This window comes from Candidatus Sulfidibacterium hydrothermale (assembly GCF_020149915.1).
GTDB lineage: Bacteria > Bacteroidota > Bacteroidia > Bacteroidales > F082 > Sulfidibacterium > Sulfidibacterium hydrothermale.
This window is the reverse complement of record NZ_CP083760.1, coordinates 2,623,213-2,644,536: the sequence shown is the minus strand read 5'-3', so window position 1 is coordinate 2,644,536 and position 21,324 is coordinate 2,623,213. Positions and strand designations below refer to the sequence as shown.

18 protein-coding genes are annotated in these 21,324 nt (G+C 44.8%); 3 read left to right on the top strand and 15 right to left on the bottom strand.

Translation table 11 applies throughout. From position 1 onward, the window contains the following. Positions 1 to 279 precede the first annotated feature (279 nt). Positions 280 to 1,896 carry a CTP synthase gene (locus tag LA303_RS10830; RefSeq protein ID WP_240527137.1) on the bottom strand — a complete coding sequence of 539 codons (1,617 nt, stop codon included), beginning with the start codon at positions 1,894 to 1,896 and terminating at the stop codon, positions 280 to 282. 269 nt (positions 1,897 to 2,165) lie between these two features. On the opposite strand from LA303_RS10830, the gene LA303_RS10825 reads away from it, so the two are divergent. After that, on the top strand, positions 2,166 to 4,610 hold the full coding sequence (locus tag LA303_RS10825; RefSeq protein ID WP_240525412.1) for an endonuclease MutS2: 2,445 nt from the start codon (positions 2,166 to 2,168) through the stop codon (positions 4,608 to 4,610). Positions 4,611 to 4,748: 138 nt separating this feature from the next. Here LA303_RS10825 and LA303_RS10820 read toward each other — a convergent pair whose 3' ends face one another. After that, entirely contained in the window at positions 4,749 to 4,964 is a 216-nt protein-coding gene (locus LA303_RS10820; RefSeq protein ID WP_240525411.1) for a hypothetical protein, read from the bottom strand. Here LA303_RS10820 and LA303_RS10815 point away from each other — a divergent pair. Then, positions 4,956 to 7,001: an endonuclease MutS2 gene (locus LA303_RS10815; protein WP_240525410.1), complete on the top strand. Its 2,046-nt coding sequence runs from the start codon at positions 4,956 to 4,958 to the stop codon at positions 6,999 to 7,001. The genes LA303_RS10820 and LA303_RS10815 overlap by 9 nt on opposite strands. 138 nt (positions 7,002 to 7,139) lie before the next feature. Here LA303_RS10815 and LA303_RS10810 read toward each other — a convergent pair whose 3' ends face one another. Next, positions 7,140 to 7,355, bottom strand: coding sequence for a hypothetical protein (locus tag LA303_RS10810; protein ID WP_240525411.1), 216 nt, complete (start codon positions 7,353 to 7,355; stop codon positions 7,140 to 7,142). Between LA303_RS10810 and LA303_RS10805 the strand changes: the two genes are divergently transcribed. After that, a complete protein-coding gene (locus LA303_RS10805; RefSeq protein ID WP_240525410.1) occupies positions 7,347 to 9,392 on the top strand; it encodes an endonuclease MutS2 in 2,046 nt (681 codons plus the stop codon). The two genes, LA303_RS10810 and LA303_RS10805, sit on opposite strands and share 9 nt — an antisense overlap. A gap of 138 nt (positions 9,393 to 9,530) precedes the next feature. On the opposite strand, the gene LA303_RS10800 is transcribed toward LA303_RS10805, so the two are convergent. The 12 genes from LA303_RS10800 to LA303_RS10745 all read right to left on the bottom strand — a co-directional run bounded on the left by LA303_RS10800 (position 9,531) and on the right by LA303_RS10745 (position 21,323). Next, positions 9,531 to 10,169: a rhodanese-like domain-containing protein gene (locus LA303_RS10800; RefSeq protein ID WP_240525409.1), complete on the bottom strand. Its 639-nt coding sequence runs from the start codon at positions 10,167 to 10,169 to the stop codon at positions 9,531 to 9,533. Positions 10,170 to 10,193: 24 nt separating this feature from the next. Next, on the bottom strand, positions 10,194 to 10,820 hold the full coding sequence (locus tag LA303_RS10795; RefSeq protein ID WP_240525408.1) for a rhodanese-like domain-containing protein: 627 nt from the start codon (positions 10,818 to 10,820) through the stop codon (positions 10,194 to 10,196). Between the two features lie 4 nt (positions 10,821 to 10,824). Continuing rightward, positions 10,825 to 11,427: a YeeE/YedE thiosulfate transporter family protein gene (locus LA303_RS10790; protein ID WP_240525407.1), complete on the bottom strand. Its 603-nt coding sequence runs from the start codon at positions 11,425 to 11,427 to the stop codon at positions 10,825 to 10,827. A 20-nt stretch (positions 11,428 to 11,447) separates the two neighbouring features. Continuing rightward, positions 11,448 to 11,975, bottom strand: a complete 528-nt coding sequence (locus LA303_RS10785; protein ID WP_240525406.1) for a YeeE/YedE thiosulfate transporter family protein — start codon at positions 11,973 to 11,975, stop codon at positions 11,448 to 11,450. Between the two features lie 23 nt (positions 11,976 to 11,998). After that, the gene (gene nrfD, locus LA303_RS10780; RefSeq protein ID WP_240525405.1) at positions 11,999 to 12,940 is read right to left on the bottom strand and encodes an NrfD/PsrC family molybdoenzyme membrane anchor subunit; all 942 of its coding nucleotides are present in this window, start codon (positions 12,938 to 12,940) and stop codon (positions 11,999 to 12,001) included. 20 nt (positions 12,941 to 12,960) lie between these two features. Beyond that, positions 12,961 to 13,494 carry a 4Fe-4S dicluster domain-containing protein gene (locus LA303_RS10775; protein ID WP_240525404.1) on the bottom strand — a complete coding sequence of 178 codons (534 nt, stop codon included), beginning with the start codon at positions 13,492 to 13,494 and terminating at the stop codon, positions 12,961 to 12,963. Continuing rightward, on the bottom strand, positions 13,491 to 15,752 hold the full coding sequence (locus tag LA303_RS10770) for a molybdopterin-containing oxidoreductase family protein (RefSeq protein WP_240525403.1): 2,262 nt from the start codon (positions 15,750 to 15,752) through the stop codon (positions 13,491 to 13,493). Before LA303_RS10770 ends, LA303_RS10775 begins: the two co-directional genes overlap by 4 nt. 506 nt (positions 15,753 to 16,258) lie before the next feature. After that, a complete protein-coding gene (locus tag LA303_RS10765; RefSeq protein WP_240525402.1) occupies positions 16,259 to 17,386 on the bottom strand; it encodes a 4Fe-4S dicluster domain-containing protein in 1,128 nt (375 codons plus the stop codon). After that, positions 17,379 to 17,663 (bottom strand): helix-turn-helix domain-containing protein, encoded by a 285-nt coding sequence (locus tag LA303_RS10760; protein WP_240525401.1) that lies wholly within the window; start codon positions 17,661 to 17,663, stop codon positions 17,379 to 17,381. The genes LA303_RS10765 and LA303_RS10760 overlap by 8 nt, the downstream gene beginning before the upstream one ends. Before the next feature lie 11 nt (positions 17,664 to 17,674). Continuing rightward, positions 17,675 to 19,609, bottom strand: coding sequence for a CoB--CoM heterodisulfide reductase iron-sulfur subunit A family protein (locus tag LA303_RS10755; protein ID WP_240525400.1), 1,935 nt, complete (start codon positions 19,607 to 19,609; stop codon positions 17,675 to 17,677). Next, positions 19,606 to 20,910: a CoB--CoM heterodisulfide reductase iron-sulfur subunit A family protein gene (locus LA303_RS10750; RefSeq protein ID WP_240525399.1), complete on the bottom strand. Its 1,305-nt coding sequence runs from the start codon at positions 20,908 to 20,910 to the stop codon at positions 19,606 to 19,608. Before LA303_RS10750 ends, LA303_RS10755 begins: the two co-directional genes overlap by 4 nt. After that, positions 20,907 to 21,323, bottom strand: a complete 417-nt coding sequence (locus LA303_RS10745; RefSeq protein ID WP_240525398.1) for a hydrogenase iron-sulfur subunit — start codon at positions 21,321 to 21,323, stop codon at positions 20,907 to 20,909. Before LA303_RS10745 ends, LA303_RS10750 begins: the two co-directional genes overlap by 4 nt. Between the last annotated feature and the right edge of the window lies 1 nt (position 21,324).

Genomic DNA, 21,324 nt, shown 5'->3' with positions numbered 1-21,324 from the left:
TTTGGATTGAAATGAACCAAAAGCGCATACCGGTATTGCAGCACACAATCTTCATTTAAACAGTTGGTTACGTGCTTTCAAATATATAAATATTTGAAAAAGATGTCAAGAAAAACAATTAAGATTTTTGTTTCACCGCAGGTTCAAGCACTAATACGTTAGATCACGCGATATAATTAAAGGAAATGCGCAAGTCAACTCACAAATAGACAATTATGTCAGAATAAAATTTGATATAGAAAACAAATTGTAAATGTCAACCTTGAAAGGAATGATGGTTTACTTTTTTCCTTTGTGCTCCAGTGCTGCTTTTACAAAATGGACAAAAAGCGGATGGGGTTGTTTTACTGTACTGCGGTATTCCGGGTGGAATTGTACCCCTATAAACCACGGATGGTCTTTTATTTCAATAATTTCCACCAGGTCTTCTTCCGGATTAATTCCGGCCAGCCGTACTCCGTTTTTTTCAAAAGCGTCGCGGTAAGCATTATTAAATTCATAGCGGTGGCGGTGACGTTCACGGATCATTTCTTTACCATAAGCGGCATAACTTTTTGATTCCCGGTTGAGCTTGCAATTATAAGCTCCGAGACGCATGGTGCCGCCGAGATTCTTGATCTTTTTCTGGTTTTCCATGATATCAATCACCGGATAGGGTGTGTCGGGATCCATCTCGGTAGAATGGGCGCCTTTTAAATGCAGTACATTTCGCGAAAACTCGATAACGGCACATTGCATGCCAAGACAAATACCCAAAAAAGGAATTTTATTTTCGCGTGCATAACGGATGGCTTCAATTTTCCCTTCAATTCCCCGGTTGCCAAATCCGGGTGCTACAAGAATTCCGTCCAGTCCTTTCAGAAGTTCTCTGGCATTGTCAGCGGTAATATTTTCCGACTGAATCCGCCGGATATTTACTTTGGTCTGGTTCATGGCTCCACCATGAACAAAAGCTTCGTTAATGGATTTATACGCATCTTTCAGCTCAATGTATTTTCCTACCAATCCGATATTGACTTCGTATTTTGGATTTTTCAGGTTGTTTAAAAAGCGTTTCCAGTTGTCTAAATCCACTTTTTCCGGTATCGGAGTGTTGGTTTTTTTCAATACTTCCACATCCAGCTTTTCTTCCAGCATCATCAGCGGGACATCATAAATGGTTTCTGCATCGAGCGATTCAATGACCGAAGAAGGACGAATATTACAAAACTGGGCAATTTTATGTTTAATGCCTTCGTAAAGTGGTTTTTCGGTTCGGCAGACGATAATATCCGGCTGTACTCCCTGTTCCAGTAATTTTTTTACTGAGTGTTGGGTAGGTTTTGATTTCAGCTCACCAGCTGCCCGCAAATAAGGTACCAGTGTTAAATGAATGACAACGCAGCGGTTTTCCAGTTCCCATTTCATCTGACGAACGGTTTCCACAAACGGGAATGACTCGATATCACCAACAGTACCGCCGATTTCAGTAATGACAAAATCATATTTTCCGGTTTGTCCCAGCAAGCGTACACTGCGTTTGATTTCGTCAGTAATATGCGGAATTACCTGTACTGTGGTGCCGAGGTATTCTCCCCGGCGTTCTTTGTTAATCACATTTTGGTAAATCCGGCCGGTGGTTACGTTGTTGGCTTGTGAAGTGGGGGTATTCGAAAAACGTTCGTAATGTCCGAGATCAAGATCCGTTTCCGCTCCGTCGTCAGTAACATAGCATTCGCCGTGTTCGTACGGATTTAGTGTTCCGGGGTCAATGTTAATGTACGGATCTAATTTTTGAATGGTAACCGAGAATCCTCTTGCCTGCAGTAATTTAGCCAAAGAAGAAGAAATAATCCCTTTCCCCAACGAGGAAGAAACACCTCCGGTAACGAAGATGTATTTAACATTTTGATCCATGATGATACGCTGCTGAATTTGAAAGCACAAAGAAACGATTTTTTCGTGAACCAATGGGGAAAAGCGGGTCACAGTTTTTGAAAAATTATCAACGTTGCCGGTTTAAAAGTATCAGAAAGAACTGTTTTTCATGTTTTGTCAAGTAATGAATTTTTTTGATGAAGAAAAACAGATGCTGCCAGCAGACAACGGAAATGAAGATCAAGGAAAAGTAAACAGTTGCACTTGTTTTATCCTTCAGGCTGTTGATTTTCGCTACCTTTGTCGCGATGATTTATCCGGAAAATTTTGAACATAAAATCGGTTTTGATACTCTTCGTTTGCTGCTTGCCGAAAATTGCATCAGCGAAATCGGGCGGGAATATGTGGATAAAATGCGGTTTTCGTCTCGTTTGCCGTTAATTGAGAAGATGCTGCTGCAAACCGGTGAGTTTATCCAGATCATCGAAACCGGGAAACATTTTCCTGCACAAAATTATTTTGATCTGCGAAGCGGACTGGAACAGCTGAAAGTTCCCGGTTCTTATCTTTCACAGGAAATGCTGTTTGATCTGAAAGGTTCTTTGCAAACACTTCAGGATATTCAGGAATTTTTTCAGCATACTGAAGAAGATGCCTTTCCGCAATTGAAACTTCCGGCAGCTGAGATTACTGTTCCCGGGGAAATTTTGCTGCATGCCGGCCGTATTATTGATGACAAGGGGGAAATAAAAGATACTGCTTCTGAAAAACTGGCTGCTATCCGGGTGAAACTGTCACGCAAGCAACGGCAGGTGATGCAGGAAGTACGCAAGGCTTTTTCACAGGCAAAGAAGTCGGGATGGCTTCCCGAAAATGCCGAAATCACGCTGCGCAACGGACGGGCGGTGATTCCTGTTAAAGCGGCGGATAAAAGGGCATTGAAAGGAATTATTATTGATGAGTCGGCCACCGGACAAACGGTTTTTATTGAGCCGTTAAACAGCTTCGAAGTCTCTAACGAGATTCTGGAACTTGAAAGTGAAGAACGCCGGGAGATCATTGCCATACTGACCCGTTTCAGCGACCGGCTGCGGCCGTATATCGATTCGCTGATAAAGTCATACCGGGTGTTGGGACTTTTTGATTTTATTCGTGCCAAGGCATTGTTCTCGAAAAAAATCGAGGCTTCTTTGCCCATGTTGACTCATGAACGTCATCTTTATCTGAAAAAAGCAGTTCATCCTTTGCTGTTTCTTGCTCATAAAGATTCGGGAAAAACAGTGGTACCTCTTGATATGGAACTTACCAAAGAAAATCGCTTGTTGTTGATTTCCGGACCCAATGCAGGGGGGAAATCGGTTTGTTTGATGACGGTGGGATTATTACAATACATGTTGCAATGTGGGTTGCCGGTTCCGGTTTCGCCTGACAGTAAGTTTCCTGTTTTTGAAAATATTTTCATAGACATAGGAGACGAACAGTCGCTGGAGAATGACCTGAGTACTTACAGCTCGCATCTGCTGAACATGAAATATTTTTTACAGCATGCCAACAGCCGGAGCCTGGTTTTAATTGACGAATTTGGTACGGGTACCGAACCGCAACTGGGATCTGCTATTGCTGAAGCCGTTTTGGAGCAGTTGGTGCATAAACAGACTTTTGGTGTGCTCACAACGCATTACACCAGCCTGAAATTGGCTGCCGACCGGCTTGATGGCGCACAAAACGGAGCCATGCTTTTTGATGTGGAAGCTTTAAAACCGTTGTATCGGTTGAAAACGGGGAAGCCGGGCAGCTCTTTTGCCTTTGAGATAGCACGGAAAATAGGATTTCCGCAGGATGTGCTGAATCGTGCCCGCAAAAAAAGTGGCGGAAAGCACTTGCGTTTTGATACCCAGCTTCAACAACTTGAAGCGGATAAAATTAATCTTTCGCAAAAAGAAAAAGAACTTGCTGAAGCCGATGTCACACTTTCGCAACAGATTGAAAAATACCGGCATTTGACCGAACAACTCGAAAAAGAAAAAAAACAGATTCTTCAGCAGGCAAAAGAAGAAGCATTGGAAATTGTCCGGCAGTCGAACCGTATGATCGAAAATACCATCCGGCAAATCAGGGAAGTACAGGCTGAAAAGGAAACCACACAAAAATTGCGTAAGCAACTCGAAAAACATAAAAGTCAATTAGAGAAATCATTAACAGCTTCACCCAAAACAAAGTATAAAAAAGAGAATTCCCGTAAATCGAAAAACAGGAAAGAGCAGCCGGAAAAAGTGGAAATTTTACCGGATAGACCTTTGCGTCCGGGCGATTTTGTTTTGGTAAAAGACAGCAATACTGTAGGCGAAGTGGTTTCCGTTGAAGGTAAAGACTGTTATGTCAATGTCAATAATATCCGTCTGAAGATTGCCCGGGACAAATTGCAGAGAACAGATAAAAAGCCGGTAACAAAATCACCAAAAGTCAGTCATTCGGGTGTAATGCGTGAGATCAATCAAAAAGCCGCTCACTTTGAACTGACGCTTGATCTGCGTGGCAAACGGGCTGATGAGGCTATGGCGCTTTTGACCCGTTATATCGATGATGCCCTGCTACTCGGTATAAAAGAAGTAAGTATCTTACATGGAAAAGGTTATGGTATTCTGCGGGAGATTATCCGCGAATATTTGCAGTCGGTGAAAGAAATTGAACGTTTTGGGGATGCTCCGGTGGAATTGGGAGGGGCAGGAATAACCCGGGTTTTTTTCAAATAATACCATTGTAAATGCCGATACTAAATCAAAGCGCTTTTGGGATTGAAATGAACCAAAAGCGCATTTTGATTTTCAATCGGTATAAAAAAAGCTGTCCCTTTCAGAAACAGCTTTTTAAAAAGATTTTTGTCCTTTAAATTAGCATCCACCGGAAGCCACGGTAGCTTTTTTCTTTCTGCGGATGATTACCGGTTTTTTCACTTTCGTTTTTGAAACAGTTGTTTGTGCCGGACTGCTGGCAAGCTTAGCATAGTCATACCGTGGAATGCCGGTAAGATAGCTTTTGTCTTTTTGCGTTTGTGCCAGGTTGTTTTTATGTTTCTGATTACTGTTCCCGGGGAAATTTTGCTGCATGCCGGCCGTATTATTGATGACAAGGGGGAAATAAAAGATACTGCTTCTGAAAAACTGGCTGCTATCCGGGTGAAACTGTCACGCAAGCAACGGCAGGTGATGCAGGAAGTACGCAAGGCTTTTTCACAGGCAAAGAAGTCGGGATGGCTTCCCGAAAATGCCGAAATCACGCTGCGCAACGGACGGGCGGTGATTCCTGTTAAAGCGGCGGATAAAAGGGCATTGAAAGGAATTATTATTGATGAGTCGGCCACCGGACAAACGGTTTTTATTGAGCCGTTAAACAGCTTCGAAGTCTCTAACGAGATTCTGGAACTTGAAAGTGAAGAACGCCGGGAGATCATTGCCATACTGACCCGTTTCAGCGACCGGCTGCGGCCGTATATCGATTCGCTGATAAAGTCATACCGGGTGTTGGGACTTTTTGATTTTATTCGTGCCAAGGCATTGTTCTCGAAAAAAATCGAGGCTTCTTTGCCCATGTTGACTCATGAACGTCATCTTTATCTGAAAAAAGCAGTTCATCCTTTGCTGTTTCTTGCTCATAAAGATTCGGGAAAAACAGTGGTACCTCTTGATATGGAACTTACCAAAGAAAATCGCTTGTTGTTGATTTCCGGACCCAATGCAGGGGGGAAATCGGTTTGTTTGATGACGGTGGGATTATTACAATACATGTTGCAATGTGGGTTGCCGGTTCCGGTTTCGCCTGACAGTAAGTTTCCTGTTTTTGAAAATATTTTCATAGACATAGGAGACGAACAGTCGCTGGAGAATGACCTGAGTACTTACAGCTCGCATCTGCTGAACATGAAATATTTTTTACAGCATGCCAACAGCCGGAGCCTGGTTTTAATTGACGAATTTGGTACGGGTACCGAACCGCAACTGGGATCTGCTATTGCTGAAGCCGTTTTGGAGCAGTTGGTGCATAAACAGACTTTTGGTGTGCTCACAACGCATTACACCAGCCTGAAATTGGCTGCCGACCGGCTTGATGGCGCACAAAACGGAGCCATGCTTTTTGATGTGGAAGCTTTAAAACCGTTGTATCGGTTGAAAACGGGGAAGCCGGGCAGCTCTTTTGCCTTTGAGATAGCACGGAAAATAGGATTTCCGCAGGATGTGCTGAATCGTGCCCGCAAAAAAAGTGGCGGAAAGCACTTGCGTTTTGATACCCAGCTTCAACAACTTGAAGCGGATAAAATTAATCTTTCGCAAAAAGAAAAAGAACTTGCTGAAGCCGATGTCACACTTTCGCAACAGATTGAAAAATACCGGCATTTGACCGAACAACTCGAAAAAGAAAAAAAACAGATTCTTCAGCAGGCAAAAGAAGAAGCATTGGAAATTGTCCGGCAGTCGAACCGTATGATCGAAAATACCATCCGGCAAATCAGGGAAGTACAGGCTGAAAAGGAAACCACACAAAAATTGCGTAAGCAACTCGAAAAACATAAAAGTCAATTAGAGAAATCATTAACAGCTTCACCCAAAACAAAGTATAAAAAAGAGAATTCCCGTAAATCGAAAAACAGGAAAGAGCAGCCGGAAAAAGTGGAAATTTTACCGGATAGACCTTTGCGTCCGGGCGATTTTGTTTTGGTAAAAGACAGCAATACTGTAGGCGAAGTGGTTTCCGTTGAAGGTAAAGACTGTTATGTCAATGTCAATAATATCCGTCTGAAGATTGCCCGGGACAAATTGCAGAGAACAGATAAAAAGCCGGTAACAAAATCACCAAAAGTCAGTCATTCGGGTGTAATGCGTGAGATCAATCAAAAAGCCGCTCACTTTGAACTGACGCTTGATCTGCGTGGCAAACGGGCTGATGAGGCTATGGCGCTTTTGACCCGTTATATCGATGATGCCCTGCTACTCGGTATAAAAGAAGTAAGTATCTTACATGGAAAAGGTTATGGTATTCTGCGGGAGATTATCCGCGAATATTTGCAGTCGGTGAAAGAAATTGAACGTTTTGGGGATGCTCCGGTGGAATTGGGAGGGGCAGGAATAACCCGGGTTTTTTTCAAATAATACCATTGTAAATGCCGATACTAAATCAAAGCGCTTTTGGGATTGAAATGAACCAAAAGCGCATTTTGATTTTCAATCGGTATAAAAAAAGCTGTCCCTTTCAGAAACAGCTTTTTAAAAAGATTTTTGTCCTTTAAATTAGCATCCACCGGAAGCCACGGTAGCTTTTTTCTTTCTGCGGATGATTACCGGTTTTTTCACTTTCGTTTTTGAAACAGTTGTTTGTGCCGGACTGCTGGCAAGCTTAGCATAGTCATACCGTGGAATGCCGGTAAGATAGCTTTTGTCTTTTTGCGTTTGTGCCAGGTTGTTTTTATGTTTCTGATTACTGTTCCCGGGGAAATTTTGCTGCATGCCGGCCGTATTATTGATGACAAGGGGGAAATAAAAGATACTGCTTCTGAAAAACTGGCTGCTATCCGGGTGAAACTGTCACGCAAGCAACGGCAGGTGATGCAGGAAGTACGCAAGGCTTTTTCACAGGCAAAGAAGTCGGGATGGCTTCCCGAAAATGCCGAAATCACGCTGCGCAACGGACGGGCGGTGATTCCTGTTAAAGCGGCGGATAAAAGGGCATTGAAAGGAATTATTATTGATGAGTCGGCCACCGGACAAACGGTTTTTATTGAGCCGTTAAACAGCTTCGAAGTCTCTAACGAGATTCTGGAACTTGAAAGTGAAGAACGCCGGGAGATCATTGCCATACTGACCCGTTTCAGCGACCGGCTGCGGCCGTATATCGATTCGCTGATAAAGTCATACCGGGTGTTGGGACTTTTTGATTTTATTCGTGCCAAGGCATTGTTCTCGAAAAAAATCGAGGCTTCTTTGCCCATGTTGACTCATGAACGTCATCTTTATCTGAAAAAAGCAGTTCATCCTTTGCTGTTTCTTGCTCATAAAGATTCGGGAAAAACAGTGGTACCTCTTGATATGGAACTTACCAAAGAAAATCGCTTGTTGTTGATTTCCGGACCCAATGCAGGGGGGAAATCGGTTTGTTTGATGACGGTGGGATTATTACAATACATGTTGCAATGTGGGTTGCCGGTTCCGGTTTCGCCTGACAGTAAGTTTCCTGTTTTTGAAAATATTTTCATAGACATAGGAGACGAACAGTCGCTGGAGAATGACCTGAGTACTTACAGCTCGCATCTGCTGAACATGAAATATTTTTTACAGCATGCCAACAGCCGGAGCCTGGTTTTAATTGACGAATTTGGTACGGGTACCGAACCGCAACTGGGATCTGCTATTGCTGAAGCCGTTTTGGAGCAGTTGGTGCATAAACAGACTTTTGGTGTGCTCACAACGCATTACACCAGCCTGAAATTGGCTGCCGACCGGCTTGATGGCGCACAAAACGGAGCCATGCTTTTTGATGTGGAAGCTTTAAAACCGTTGTATCGGTTGAAAACGGGGAAGCCGGGCAGCTCTTTTGCCTTTGAGATAGCACGGAAAATAGGATTTCCGCAGGATGTGCTGAATCGTGCCCGCAAAAAAAGTGGCGGAAAGCACTTGCGTTTTGATACCCAGCTTCAACAACTTGAAGCGGATAAAATTAATCTTTCGCAAAAAGAAAAAGAACTTGCTGAAGCCGATGTCACACTTTCGCAACAGATTGAAAAATACCGGCATTTGACCGAACAACTCGAAAAAGAAAAAAAACAGATTCTTCAGCAGGCAAAAGAAGAAGCATTGGAAATTGTCCGGCAGTCGAACCGTATGATCGAAAATACCATCCGGCAAATCAGGGAAGTACAGGCTGAAAAGGAAACCACACAAAAATTGCGTAAGCAACTCGAAAAACATAAAAGTCAATTAGAGAAATCATTAACAGCTTCACCCAAAACAAAGTATAAAAAAGAGAATTCCCGTAAATCGAAAAACAGGAAAGAGCAGCCGGAAAAAGTGGAAATTTTACCGGATAGACCTTTGCGTCCGGGCGATTTTGTTTTGGTAAAAGACAGCAATACTGTAGGCGAAGTGGTTTCCGTTGAAGGTAAAGACTGTTATGTCAATGTCAATAATATCCGTCTGAAGATTGCCCGGGACAAATTGCAGAGAACAGATAAAAAGCCGGTAACAAAATCACCAAAAGTCAGTCATTCGGGTGTAATGCGTGAGATCAATCAAAAAGCCGCTCACTTTGAACTGACGCTTGATCTGCGTGGCAAACGGGCTGATGAGGCTATGGCGCTTTTGACCCGTTATATCGATGATGCCCTGCTACTCGGTATAAAAGAAGTAAGTATCTTACATGGAAAAGGTTATGGTATTCTGCGGGAGATTATCCGCGAATATTTGCAGTCGGTGAAAGAAATTGAACGTTTTGGGGATGCTCCGGTGGAATTGGGAGGGGCAGGAATAACCCGGGTTTTTTTCAAATAATACCATTGTAAATGCCGATACTAAATCAAAGCGCTTTTGGGATTGAAATGAACCAAAAGCGCATTTTGATTTTCAATCGGTATAAAAAAAGCTGTCCCTTTCAGAAACAGCTTTTTAAAAAGATTTTTGTCCTTTAAATTAGCATCCACCGGAAGCCACGGTAGCTTTTTTCTTTCTGCGGATGATTACCGGTTTTTTCACTTTCGTTTTTGAAACAGTTGTTTGTGCCGGACTGCTGGCAAGCTTAGCATAGTCATACCGTGGAATGCCGGTAAGATAGCTTTTGTCTTTTTGCGTTTGTGCCAGGTTGTTTTTATGTTTCTGATAGTAATTATATCCTCCAAGAAGGTATTTTACGTTGTTAAAGCCGGTCATCCTGAACCACATCCACGGGCCATTGGCCTGTAGTTGATCATTACCGTAAAGGACAACAGTAATTCCTTTATCTGCCAATGCTTCCAGGTGTTTGATGTTTTTCTTTTGGGTTAGGTCGTATGCCGAAATATTTTCAGCTCCAGGGATATGTCCGCGGCTAAAAGCAAACTTATTGCGGATATCGATCAGAACGACTTTGGTATTTACCTGGTCGATGACATCGGTAAGCTGATAAGGATAAAAAGCATTGTTTTTATCTTTTAACATTTTTACCGTCTCGTTAATGGTAAGTTGGTACCGGAAACGGGGTTTGTGCAGCGTCAGAAATCCGACAATAATAATGAGCACAAAAATGATGACGGTGATCAGGGTCTTTTTGGGATTATGTTCGTGTTCGTGCATGGTTTTTACTTTTTGATAAAACGATTAACATCCGCCGGAAGCGACGGTAGCTTTCTTTTTTCGCCGTACAACAACTTTGGTTTTTGTGGCTTTGGTCGTTTTTACTTTGGCGCCGGTAAAATAGAGCCGGGCGCCTTGGCGGAATTCATATTTCTCAAAGGCGGTATAAGGTTCACCTTCACCGGGTTCTTTAGGTTGGATAATGGTTTCCATCCAACGGTTAAGCCCACCTTTCATAACATATAAGTCTTTATATCCCAATCTTTTTGCTAAAACCCACATCTGGTCAGCCAAAATTCCGTCGTCCGAAATAAAAACGACTTTTATTCCCGGGATTCCAAAATAATCAGAACCGGAAGGAGAGAGCAGACTGTCGGGTGGCACGTTTACAGCACCAGGCAGGGTAAACCGGGAAAAAGCTTTGGGTGAGCGAACATCCACGATCTCTAATGACGGATCTTTCTGGATGATCATTTTGGCCACCTGATCCGTTGAAACGTACCGGGTAGGCTGTATGATTTCCCATAATAATGTCTCGGGTAATAATGTCTCGGGCGGCGTTTCAGGCAGTGCAGGCTCCTTTTTTATAAAAAGTGTGCCCAATGCCAGTGCCAGCATAAGCAGGGTAAGGAAAATATAATTTCGGTTCATAATGTTAAAATTTATATTCTGTAAAATTTTTCCTGACGCGTTTTTCAATGACCATGGTAATCCAGAAAGCCGCGAGAGCAATTACGGTAAACCCGGCAGCAAACCAGGGCGCCGGAATGCCGGTTACATCGGTCAGCGTGACATGTCCCATGTTGTCGCTGTAATAAAAATCTTTGAACAGCGGGAAAGCCAGGGCGAAAATGTAAATTCCGATGAAAAGGCCGATAGCAAAAAATAAACCGTCCAGTTTACCGATAGCGATAGCTGTGTAACTGGTTCCCGGGCAGAAACCGCCGATGATGAATCCCAGTCCCATGATAACTCCGCCCAGCAACATAGGCTTCAGAAACGTGGGCAGGATAAAAATCTTGCTCAGGTCAAGCCATCCGAAATAATCGAAATAAAGCAGTCCGACCATGGCAACAATTACAGCAGTAAAAAAGACGCGTAGTACAACAAAATTGTAACCGTAAAAAACGCCGGTGATATTGCGTGAAGAGGAAAAACCGGATGCTTCAAGGAGAAATCCAAAAGCGATACCGATGAGTAATGCTATAACAAAACTCCAGTCCCCGTTGATGATTCCGTTAGGTATTAATGGTCCCATTTTGAATTGTTTTTAAGTTTTTAAATCCATAATTTTCTGAAAAACCAGGCTAGAATGTAACCGGTACCGAAGATGGCAAGCATAACCAGTACACCGCCAAAAGCAAAAGTAGCACTTCCGCTCAGCGCGGCCCCGCTGGTACATCCACGTCCGAACTGGCTGCCGATACCGAAGAGAATTCCACCGGCTAAAGCGGCTAATAACCGGGTTTTGTTCGTGATTTTCGGGCTTTTTTCAATCCTGAATTTTTTAACCCTTCCGAAAAGAATCCCGGAAAGAAGTCCGCCGAAGAAAATCCCGAGTGATTCAAAAATCAGCCAATTGTACATGGGAGAATGATCCGGACTGATGAATTTTTTCATGTAGGCATTGTGCTCGGCTTTGGCCGGGGTAATTATCTTGGCGGTGGTGACCACTGTGCTTTTTACTGCTCCGCTGGCACCCAGCCCGCGTCCGGTAATATACACCGTTAACAGGACCAATAATCCCAGCAATACTCCGCCGAGATAAGGATTGATGTAATGGGGTCTGTTATGATTTGTATCCATTTTATTGAGTTTTTATTTTCGGTTTAGTATAAAAATCGTGTAATTTGTCCGGCTTCCACCATAATAAAACGGAAAGCCAGTCCGCCAAACAGAATGAGAAAAGGAGGAAGCCATTTCGGAACATGATAACCGCGCAATTCCAGCGCTTCGAGCGTGGCGGGGAAAGCCAGTCCGAGAATGACGACAAATACCCAGAAAGTAACGGTAAACTCTCCACCGAGAAACAGCGCAGCTGCTTCCTGTTTTACGGCTGTTCCGGCTAAAAATCCCATAAAAAGGTGGATGATTAAGAAAAGTTCGACCAGGATGAGGATCAGGTCAATCCGGCTGATGACTTTTCTTTCCTGTTCACTTTTGGAAATCCACATAATGGCAGCCAGTCCGGTTGAAAGTCCAGAAGTGAGAAACAACGGACCCAGAATGGAAGTGTTCCACAACGGCCTTGCATTAAAAGCGGAAAGTAAAATTCCGGTGTAAACCCCGAGAATAATGGACAGGATCATCATAATCCAGGCAAAAGGAACCCGGTTTTTGATAACCCATCTTTCGAATTTGTTGAGAATTTCCAGTTTCCAGTCCCACTTGGGAAACATCTCTTTCATGTAACTGGCTACCCAGACAAAAGATAACGGGGTAATGACCATGAGGGTCCAGGCTCCCCATGACATGGGCGATGAAAGCCGGATGGTGGTGTAAAGCCGCCAGAAGTAGAGTTTGTGGTGCAAATCGTAAAAGAGAGCGGATAATCCGATGACGAGTGCCAGGGGGGCGATAATGGTTGCCCATTTTACCGTGGCGGGCATCTCTTTTTCTTTTCCTTTTACCACAAAATAGCCTGCAAAAAATAGGATTCCGGCTGCCAGTCCGCCTAAAAACAGATAAAGGGCAATGGGCCAGTGCCAGATGTTCAGGTAAGGATCGATATGTGGAATATGACGTCCGCTGGCAAATAATTCTTCTTTCATTTTAATTGGATTTTAGCAGGTTACATAAGAAAATACAATTGTGGTTTGGTACCGGCTTCAGGAGCCAGAACTTTCCATTTGCGGTCGCGCATGGCAACGGAAACATCGCTGTTGGGATCGTCCAGATCGCCAAAATGCAGGCAATGAGTAGGGCAAACATCCACACAGGCAGGGTTTTGCCCTTTTTCTACCCGGTGAATACAAAAAGTACATTTATCCACGTAACCGTCCGGATGCGGATAACGGGCTTCGTAAGGACAAGATTCAATACAAGCGCCACATCCGATGCACTCATCGTGTGTAACCAGTACAATTCCGCCTTCGGCGATGTGGCTTGCCCCTGTCGGGCAACATCTTACACAGGGTGCATTGTCGCAGTGATTACAGCGCTCTGAGCGAAACTCCAGTTCTACAACGGGATAAGTTCCGCTTACACTTTCCACAATCCAGTCGCGGCAATAACCGTGAGGAACATTATTTTCTGTTTGGCAGGCAACAACGCAGTCGCTGCAGCCGACACATTTTTTAGTGTCAATGGCCATGGCGTATCTCATGCTTTAACCTCCTCTCTGTTTTTTCTGGGATTTTCTTTTAAAAAAGTAACAAAATTGCTTCTCATGCCGGTACCTCCCATAATGGGATCTTCGTAAATTTTGGATACCAGCTCAGAGTCACTGGCTCCACGGCCAAAAGCACGGGTCAGTTTTTTATCGGTTTGTCCAAAACCATGGACCAGATAAACCGAATCCCACCGGATACGTTCAGTAACTCTTACTTTAACAGGAAATGATGAGATAATTCCGTCCTGATTTTTTAACCAAACTTCCTGTCCGTCTTTTAATTCCCACAGATCAGCTACTTTTGGATTTACCCAAACTTTGTTTTCCTTTTTTAAGTCCCAAAGATTGTGGTTGTTGATCGTACGGCTAAAAGTATGCATGGGGGCACGGCCGTAGTTTAACCGGTAGTAGCCTTGTGGCGGTTCCGGATGATGAGTGTAGTTGGGGAACGGATCAAAGCCTTCGGCAGCCAGCTCGGTGGCATACAATTCAATTTTTCCGGTATTGGTGTTGAATTCGTAATCCGGTAAATCCTGCAGATTATATAAATCCTGATACTCACGCGGGAATTTCTTTACCCCGACACGTTTCATCTCTTCAAGGGATGATCCTACTTTTTTGAGCTGCCAGTCAAGGAGTTCTTCGATATTATTCCATTTAAAATAGTCATCCAGTCCGAGACGGTGAGCCAGTTGTTTGGCGATCCACCAGCCGGGTTTGGTGTCATATTTCGGTTTTACTGCCGGCATGCGCAAAGCAAGATAAGGCTCGCGATGGGGCGATGTTCTCAGCGGATCGTAGCGTTCCAGATAAGTACATTCGGGAAGTACCACATCGGCATATCCTGTAATATCCATGGGCATGGTGTCAATGACCACCAGAAAATCCAGGTGATGAATAGCTTCCAGCGTTTTTTTCTGGTCGGGTAACGAAGCCATCAGGTTGGTTCCGTAAACGATCCATCCGCGCAAGTGGCAGTCTAAATCGGGATTCGGAATGGTAGCATCGCAAATCCCGGTGGAAAGTACTTCGGTAACCAGTTTGTATTTGTTTTTCGGGAAAGCATCGCGCCACGACCGTTTGGGTTTGGGATAGGGCGGGTGAGGATAATTGGGCAGATGCACTTTTTCAGGATTGTAAAATCCGCCTCTTCGTCCCCACGATCCCAGCAGGGCATTCAAAATAGCAATAGCCCGGGAGCGTTGGGTATCATCTCCGTACCAGGTTACATGGCGTCCCGGGTGGACAATTACCGAAGGTGCGGCAGCCGCCATTTCTCTTGCTGTACGACGGATTACTTCCGGCTCAATGGTAGTAATGCCATAAGCCCATTCGGGAGTTTTGTCGGCCACATGTTTTTTAAGATCGTCAAAGCCGTAGGTGTATTTTTTTACATACGCTTTATCATATAATTCTTCTTCAATAATCACATTCATCCAGGCCAGCAACAGGGCTATATCGGTAGCCGGTTTAATGGGGAGCCAATATTTGGAGTGAGATGCTGCCGTGGAAAACCGCGGGTCAACAGTAATAATGGTAGCGCCATTATCAAGTGCCTGCGACATTTCCTGTATTTGCCCGTTGTGCATGTTTTCTCCGATGTGCGAGCCAATCAGAACCAGACATTTGGTATCACGGATATCCGTTCTTTCCGGTGAAAGGACTCCTTCGCCATAAGTAGCGGTAAAACCCACTTCGCGTGGTCCGCGACACTGGGCAAAGGACGGGGCGGTAATGTTCGGTGTGCCGTATGCTTTTACCAGGTGGGAAAAAAGTTTTCCGCCGGTGCCGTGGCTAAACAGAGCCAAGCATTCAGGACCGTGTTCCATCCGCAACTTGTCCATTTTTGATGCCACCAGGTCCAGTGCTTCTTTCCAGCTGGCTTTACGGAAATACTGGTATCCGTTTTTGTCAATTTCGCGAATGAGTGGTGTTTTTAACCGGTCTTCATCGTTGTACATTCCGACACCGCCGGTGCCTCTCGGGCAAAGTCGTCCGTTACAGTGCGGATCTTCTTTGTTCCCGATAACTTTTCTGACCCGGCCTTTTTTGTCCACATAAGTCCAGCCGGCACATTTCCAGAAACAAACCTCGCAATAGGTAGGCGTAGCGGTCATGTTTTCATCGCTGACCGGTTCCTGTTCGGCAGAATCAAACAGACTGAGCCCTTTTACTTTTATGGAATGTAATCCGAGAGCTGCAGCGCCGGCACCTGCTGTTGTGATTTTGATAAATTGACGTCTTGTTTTCATCCGGAATATTTTAAATGATCATGTGTTTTTCTTTTGTTTTCTTATAAAAGATCTGAAACTCTGTTTCTTATCTGTTGACATATTAAACAGAATTCAATATAAATATGACTATAGATATATATGCATAGACAAATATATTATCTAATTTTGAAAAAACAGTTTATTTGAATCTGTTCTAAACAAATAGCTTAAATATTGATAATGTGTTGTTTATTGTTTTGGTGGTTTTATGGGGTGAAAAAGATGTAATTGTAATAAGTTGTTATGCAATTAATTGTGTGATTAATTTATAACAAGAATAAATTATCAGGAATTTTCATCTGAAAAATGCCTTATCGGGATAACCGTTTAAAAATTGGGGGATGTAACCATCAAAAACAGGAATGAAATAATGATGGATAGTTCTGGGCAATGGAGAAAAAAGCACAAAAAAAACAGGCTGTGGACCGGGGAAGTCCGACAAGCCTGTTCGTGACAGATTTATACAGTTGTTGAGAAAGGGAGAGCTAATTTGTCAGGGCCATACGGTGATACATGTACAGTGCCACCGGCCGATATAAGGCATGGGCAAATTTTGAAAAAGCAAATAACAAAACCAGCTCCATAGCCATAATGGTGTGGATGATAAAAATGATTTGGTCGAGCATGTCATTTCCGCCGAGAAAAACAGCGGTTTCCATCCAGAATCCGGTAAAGCCTGTTATCCACAACGACCACAGGAAAACCCAGTCGGCCAGTTTGGAATGGGCGTAAGCATCGGTAATTTTGCTAAAACGGTAGTACAATGCCATGGTTGCGCCGTACATCATAAACAATCCGGAAACGGTTCCGAGAATGCGTGACGGCCACCAGACGGTAGTAGCCGGATTTTTCAGTAAAAAGTCGAGAATGGTGGCTAACAGCAATCCGATGAAACCCCACATGATAGACCAGTGAATAAACCAGGGGCGGACAACGGCCGGTTTTTTATACCAAAAGCCGTCTTCTTCGCTGTCGCAGGTCTGGTAACGTTTCATGGTAGTCAGCTCGTTGATGACATATTTTAAAGAAGCAAGTGGCGACGATTTGGGTTTTTCCTTTTTTTCGTGCCGGTAGTTTCGGGACAGATGCCGGAACATATTCCAGAAACCGATAAGCATAAACAGTCCGGTCAGGGCAAAAACCACTTCACCGGTGTTGTGAATGATTTCGAAAGGCATGTACTGGAATATCCAGCGCGAGATGGTCATATCGGGTTTGAGTGTGAGCAGGAAAAAGCCCAAAATTACGGCCAGCAAAATAATGATTGCAATGTACCAGGGATTGTTTTTAAAAATCAGCCGGGTAATGCCGGTAGGCTCGTAATGGGCGATGGCATAGCGTCGCAGGGTGGCCATATAGTCACCGGGGATGGCCTCGCGCGGACAGTGGGCGGTGCAGTCGCCACAGGCGTAGCACATCCACAGGTCTTTGCTGTCGAGTATTTCATCTTTTAATCCGAGCATGCCGTAACGAATGTACATCCTCGGGAAATTGGCGTTTTCATCCGTCAGGTTGCAGACGGCTGTACAGTTACCGCAACTGTAGCATGCCTGAAAATCTGCCGTTCCGTATTTTTGCAGTTCTTTGGCGAATGTCGGATCTATCTTAGCCATTGTCTTTTATTTTATAATAAAAATATTCTTCGTTATCATCCGGTTCACCGGCTTCCACAAAGCCGTATTTCAATAAACTCATCAGGTAAAACAAGACTTCGTCTGTCGGCTTTTGAAGAACTTCCGCCAGCTGGGGCACTGTTTTTGGACTTTCGCGCAAAGCATTCAACAGCGCTTTTTTCATCTGGTTGAAATATTTCAGGTTTTCTTTAACGCTTTGGGGTACCGTGCGCTTTTCTTTGATGTATTTGATGGTTTTTCCCTTGATAATTTCCATGATGTCAATTTTTAATCGTGTGTTAACAAAACATCAATCATGCTTTCCACTTCTTCGTCGGACAATCCGACAAGGTTCAGTGCATTGGAAGGACATACCGGCAGGCACATACCGCATCCTTTACAAACGGCAGGATTTACTTTTGCTACGGTTTTGCCGTCGATTTCCACTTTTTCGAAAGCATCGAAAGGACAGGCTTCCGCGCATTTTCCGCACCATTCGCAAAGGGTGGTGTCCACGGTGGCAATGGTGGGTTCCAGGTCGAGTTCGCCGGAACTGATGAGTGAAAAGCTCTTGGATGCTGCCGACAGGGCCGAATTCATGGATTCCATGATATTTTTTGGGCCCTGGCTGGCTCCGGCAATGGTTACTCCGTCGATTACCGTTTCCACCGGACGCAGTTTCATGTGGATTTCGTTGAAAAATTTGTCACGTCCGCGGGGAATCTTCAGCAGATTGCCGATGGAATTGTCTTTGCGCGGCACCATGCCGGTAACAAGAACCACGAGGTCGGCTTCTACCGACAGCTCTTTTTTACCGGTAAGCACGTCTTCGATGGTGACGATGGTTTTGTCGCCTTTTTTCTCCACTTTGGGCGGATCGTATTCGAACGACTGCAGGTAAATGTCGCCGTTTTTACACGATTCTTCGTAGATGAGTTCCTGTTTTCCGTAGGTTCGTATTCCTCGCGTAAAATGATAATTGTAAACTTCGTTGTATTTCTTTTTAACGGTGTTGGCCGTGTGAATTACCGAAGTACAGCAGTAACGCGAGCAGTATTTGTTTTCACCGTCCACCTGGCGACTGCCGACACAATAAATATAAGCGACGTTTTTTATTTTTTTGTCTTTGTATATCAATTCTTTATCGCAGATATGGACAATCCGTTTAAACTGCGGAAAAGTGACCACATTGTCGATTTCGCCGTAGCCGAATTCACCTTTTTTGGGCTCGTATGGGTCGAAACCGGTGGCCAGCAGGATAGAACCCACGCGAAGCGTCAGCGTTTCGGCTTTCTGGCTGAAGTCGATGCTTTCGCAAACGGCTTCGCAGGCACCGCAGCGGGTACAGTTTTTTATGTCGATAACCGGTAAGTGCGGATATTCACTCGGGTAATTGTGGTAAATGGCTTTCCGGTTGGTGATGTTGAAGTTAAATTCGTCGGGTACGACCACCGGACATACTTCAATGGCTTTTTGAAGCTGGCCTTTGTTGCAGTGTTTTTTGATGTAGCGGGGGGTGATTTTCACTTTCAGGGTGAAATTTCCGACACTGCCTGAATTTTCGATGACTTCGGCCCCGGTAAACAGAGTTACTTTATCGAGTTTCATCACTTCGTCGTACAACCGGGTTACCAGCTCTTTTCCGGTTTCTTCGGTAGTACAGAGGTTGTCCCATTGTGAAACACGGCCGCCCACAAAATGTTCGCGTTCGATAAGATACACGTCGGTGCCGGCTTCGGCAAATTCGATGGCGGCCCGCATGCCGGCTACTCCGGCACCGATAACTGCCACGGCATTCACCGCTTCGACCTTCACCGGTTCGAGCGAGTGGGCATAACGCACCTTGGCAATGGCTGCTTTTACCACTTTAACCGCTTTTTCGGTAGCACCGGCTTTGTTGTCGGAATGGGCCCACGAAACCTGTTCGCGGATGTTGGCGTGAACGTAGTTGTACTTGTTCATGCCGGCACGTTCGACTGCCGCACGGAAAGTAAGCAGATGCAGCTTGGGCGAACAGGAAGCTACCACTACGCCGTCGAGCTGGTTTTCTTTGATGTCTTCCACCATTTCTTTCTGGTTGGAATCGGCGCAGGCAAACATGGTGGTTTTGGCAAGAAAAACACCTTCTTCTTTTTCTACGGCTTTTCTGACTTTTTCCACATCCACATAGTCGGAAATGTTTCCGCCGCAGTGACAGATATAAACACCTATTTTCTTTTTCATGAGACAGCCCTCCTTAAATAGCTTGTTGTTTGTGCCGAAGCGGAGCCTCCGGATAAAATGGAATCGGGGATGTCCATGGGCCCCGAAGCAGTTCCGGCCACAAAAACGCCGTCGATACTGGTTTTTGCCGGACTGGCCAACAGGTCTTTCTGTTTGATAAAATGAAATTCGTCAAGCCGAAGTTCTTCGTTTTCGAATTTGTCGGAAATGCCTTCGTTAGGAAGAACGCCTACGGAAAGTACCACGAGGTCGTGTTCGGCTTCTTTCACTTTTCCGTCCACAATATCTTCGTAACGTAAAATCAGGTTTCCGTTTTCTTTTTCTTTAATACGGGCTACTTTTCCTTTTACAAACTCCACGCCCATGTCTTGTGCCTGTGCATAGAACTCGTTAAATCCTTTTCCGAAAGCCCGGATGTTCAGGTAATAAAGCGTGATGTCGGCCATGGGTAATGCACCCATAAGCAATTGGGCCTGTTTGATGGAATACATGCAGCACACCTGTGAGCAGATGGGGTTTCCGACGCTGTGGTCGCGCGAGCCGGTACATAAAACGTAAGCAATGTTGTCGGGGATTTTTCCGTCGCCGGGACGCAAAATGGTGTTGAACGGGCGGGTAGGAGCCAGCTCGCGTTCCATTTGCATGGAAGTGATCACGTTTTTGTATTTTCCGTAACCGTAACGCGGGATTTTTAAGGGATCGAACAGGTTGAAACCGGTGGCAATCACCACGGCTTTGACTTTCACGAGAAGGTTTTCTTCGGTTTGGGTGAAGTCGATGCACTTGGTAGGACACGCCCGTTCGCAGGCACCGCACAAAATGCAGTTGTCCATGTCGATGGCGGCCACACGCGGGCTGGCGATGCTGAAGGGGATGTAAGCGGCTTTGCGTCCGGTGAGTCCGTACTGGTATTCATCGGTAACACTTACCGGACAGGCTTCTTCGCACAACTGGCATCCGGTGCAGTCTTCCATGATAACATACCGGGGCTTTTTTAAAATACGTGCTTCAAAATCATGTTCGCCTTTTTTGGTAATACTTTTTGCTTCGGTACTGGTAAAAATGTCGATGTTCGGGTGGCGGGCAATTTCGGAAACCTTAGGAGTGGTGATACAGGCTGCACAGTCGAGGGTAGGAAAGACTTTGCTCAGCAGTATCATTTTTCCGCCGATGGAAAGTTCTTTTTCTATCAGCAGGATTTTGTATCCGAGGTTGGCGAGGTTCAGGGCAGCTTCGCCGCCGGCAATTCCGCCGCCCACTACCAGCACATCGTATTCCAGTTGTTTTTCCTGATTCATCATGGTTGTTTTTTTGCACTTTCCGACAAGTAAGCTGAAAAGCTTTTGATGTGTTTTACAAAAGGTTCGCTGCACACCGAGCAGATGGCGGCCATTTTCAGCCGGGCAGGATCAATGCCTTTTTCTTTCATCTGTTCCATGGTTTTCCGGACGATTTCACCGGTTTTTTCCGTGCAGCTTTCCCCGTAAGGGCAATCGGTACCGTCAGCAGCGATAAAAACCCCGTCGAATCCCTGTTCAAGGGCGTGCAGTATCCAACGGGATTTGATGGCGCTTGAACAGGGAACGGGAATGGTGTAAACTGTTGGCGGATAGTGAAGTTTGAGCAGCCCGGCCATGTCAATGGCGGGATCGGAGATTTTTTCCGTGGAAAAAACCAGAATCTTCGGAGCTGCCGATACTTTTTCTCTATCCATT

What these genes read in the sequence shown, in the direction of transcription:
- LA303_RS10795 (WP_240525408.1), bottom strand. Translation starts at nt 10,820, where the DNA reads ATGAACCGAAATTATATTTTCCTTACCCTGCTTATGCTGGCACTGGCA.
- nrfD (WP_240525405.1), bottom strand. Translation starts at nt 12,940, where the DNA reads ATGAAAGAAGAATTATTTGCCAGCGGACGTCATATTCCACATATCGAT.
- LA303_RS10760 (WP_240525401.1), bottom strand. Translation starts at nt 17,663, where the DNA reads ATGGAAATTATCAAGGGAAAAACCATCAAATACATCAAAGAAAAGCGC.
- LA303_RS10790 (WP_240525407.1), bottom strand. Translation starts at nt 11,427, where the DNA reads ATGGGACCATTAATACCTAACGGAATCATCAACGGGGACTGGAGTTTT.
- LA303_RS10820 (WP_240525411.1), bottom strand. Translation starts at nt 4,964, where the DNA reads ATGCAGCAAAATTTCCCCGGGAACAGTAATCAGAAACATAAAAACAAC.
- LA303_RS10750 (WP_240525399.1), bottom strand. Translation starts at nt 20,910, where the DNA reads ATGATGAATCAGGAAAAACAACTGGAATACGATGTGCTGGTAGTGGGC.
- LA303_RS10745 (WP_240525398.1), bottom strand. Translation starts at nt 21,323, where the DNA reads ATGGATAGAGAAAAAGTATCGGCAGCTCCGAAGATTCTGGTTTTTTCC.
- LA303_RS10830 (WP_240527137.1), bottom strand. Translation starts at nt 1,896, where the DNA reads ATGGATCAAAATGTTAAATACATCTTCGTTACCGGAGGTGTTTCTTCC.
- LA303_RS10825 (WP_240525412.1), top strand. Translation starts at nt 2,166, where the DNA reads ATGATTTATCCGGAAAATTTTGAACATAAAATCGGTTTTGATACTCTT.
- LA303_RS10785 (WP_240525406.1), bottom strand. Translation starts at nt 11,975, where the DNA reads ATGGATACAAATCATAACAGACCCCATTACATCAATCCTTATCTCGGC.
- LA303_RS10755 (WP_240525400.1), bottom strand. Translation starts at nt 19,609, where the DNA reads ATGAAAAAGAAAATAGGTGTTTATATCTGTCACTGCGGCGGAAACATT.
- LA303_RS10775 (WP_240525404.1), bottom strand. Translation starts at nt 13,494, where the DNA reads ATGAGATACGCCATGGCCATTGACACTAAAAAATGTGTCGGCTGCAGC.
- LA303_RS10800 (WP_240525409.1), bottom strand. Translation starts at nt 10,169, where the DNA reads ATGCACGAACACGAACATAATCCCAAAAAGACCCTGATCACCGTCATC.
- LA303_RS10810 (WP_240525411.1), bottom strand. Translation starts at nt 7,355, where the DNA reads ATGCAGCAAAATTTCCCCGGGAACAGTAATCAGAAACATAAAAACAAC.
- LA303_RS10765 (WP_240525402.1), bottom strand. Translation starts at nt 17,386, where the DNA reads ATGGCTAAGATAGATCCGACATTCGCCAAAGAACTGCAAAAATACGGA.
- LA303_RS10770 (WP_240525403.1), bottom strand. Translation starts at nt 15,752, where the DNA reads ATGAAAACAAGACGTCAATTTATCAAAATCACAACAGCAGGTGCCGGC.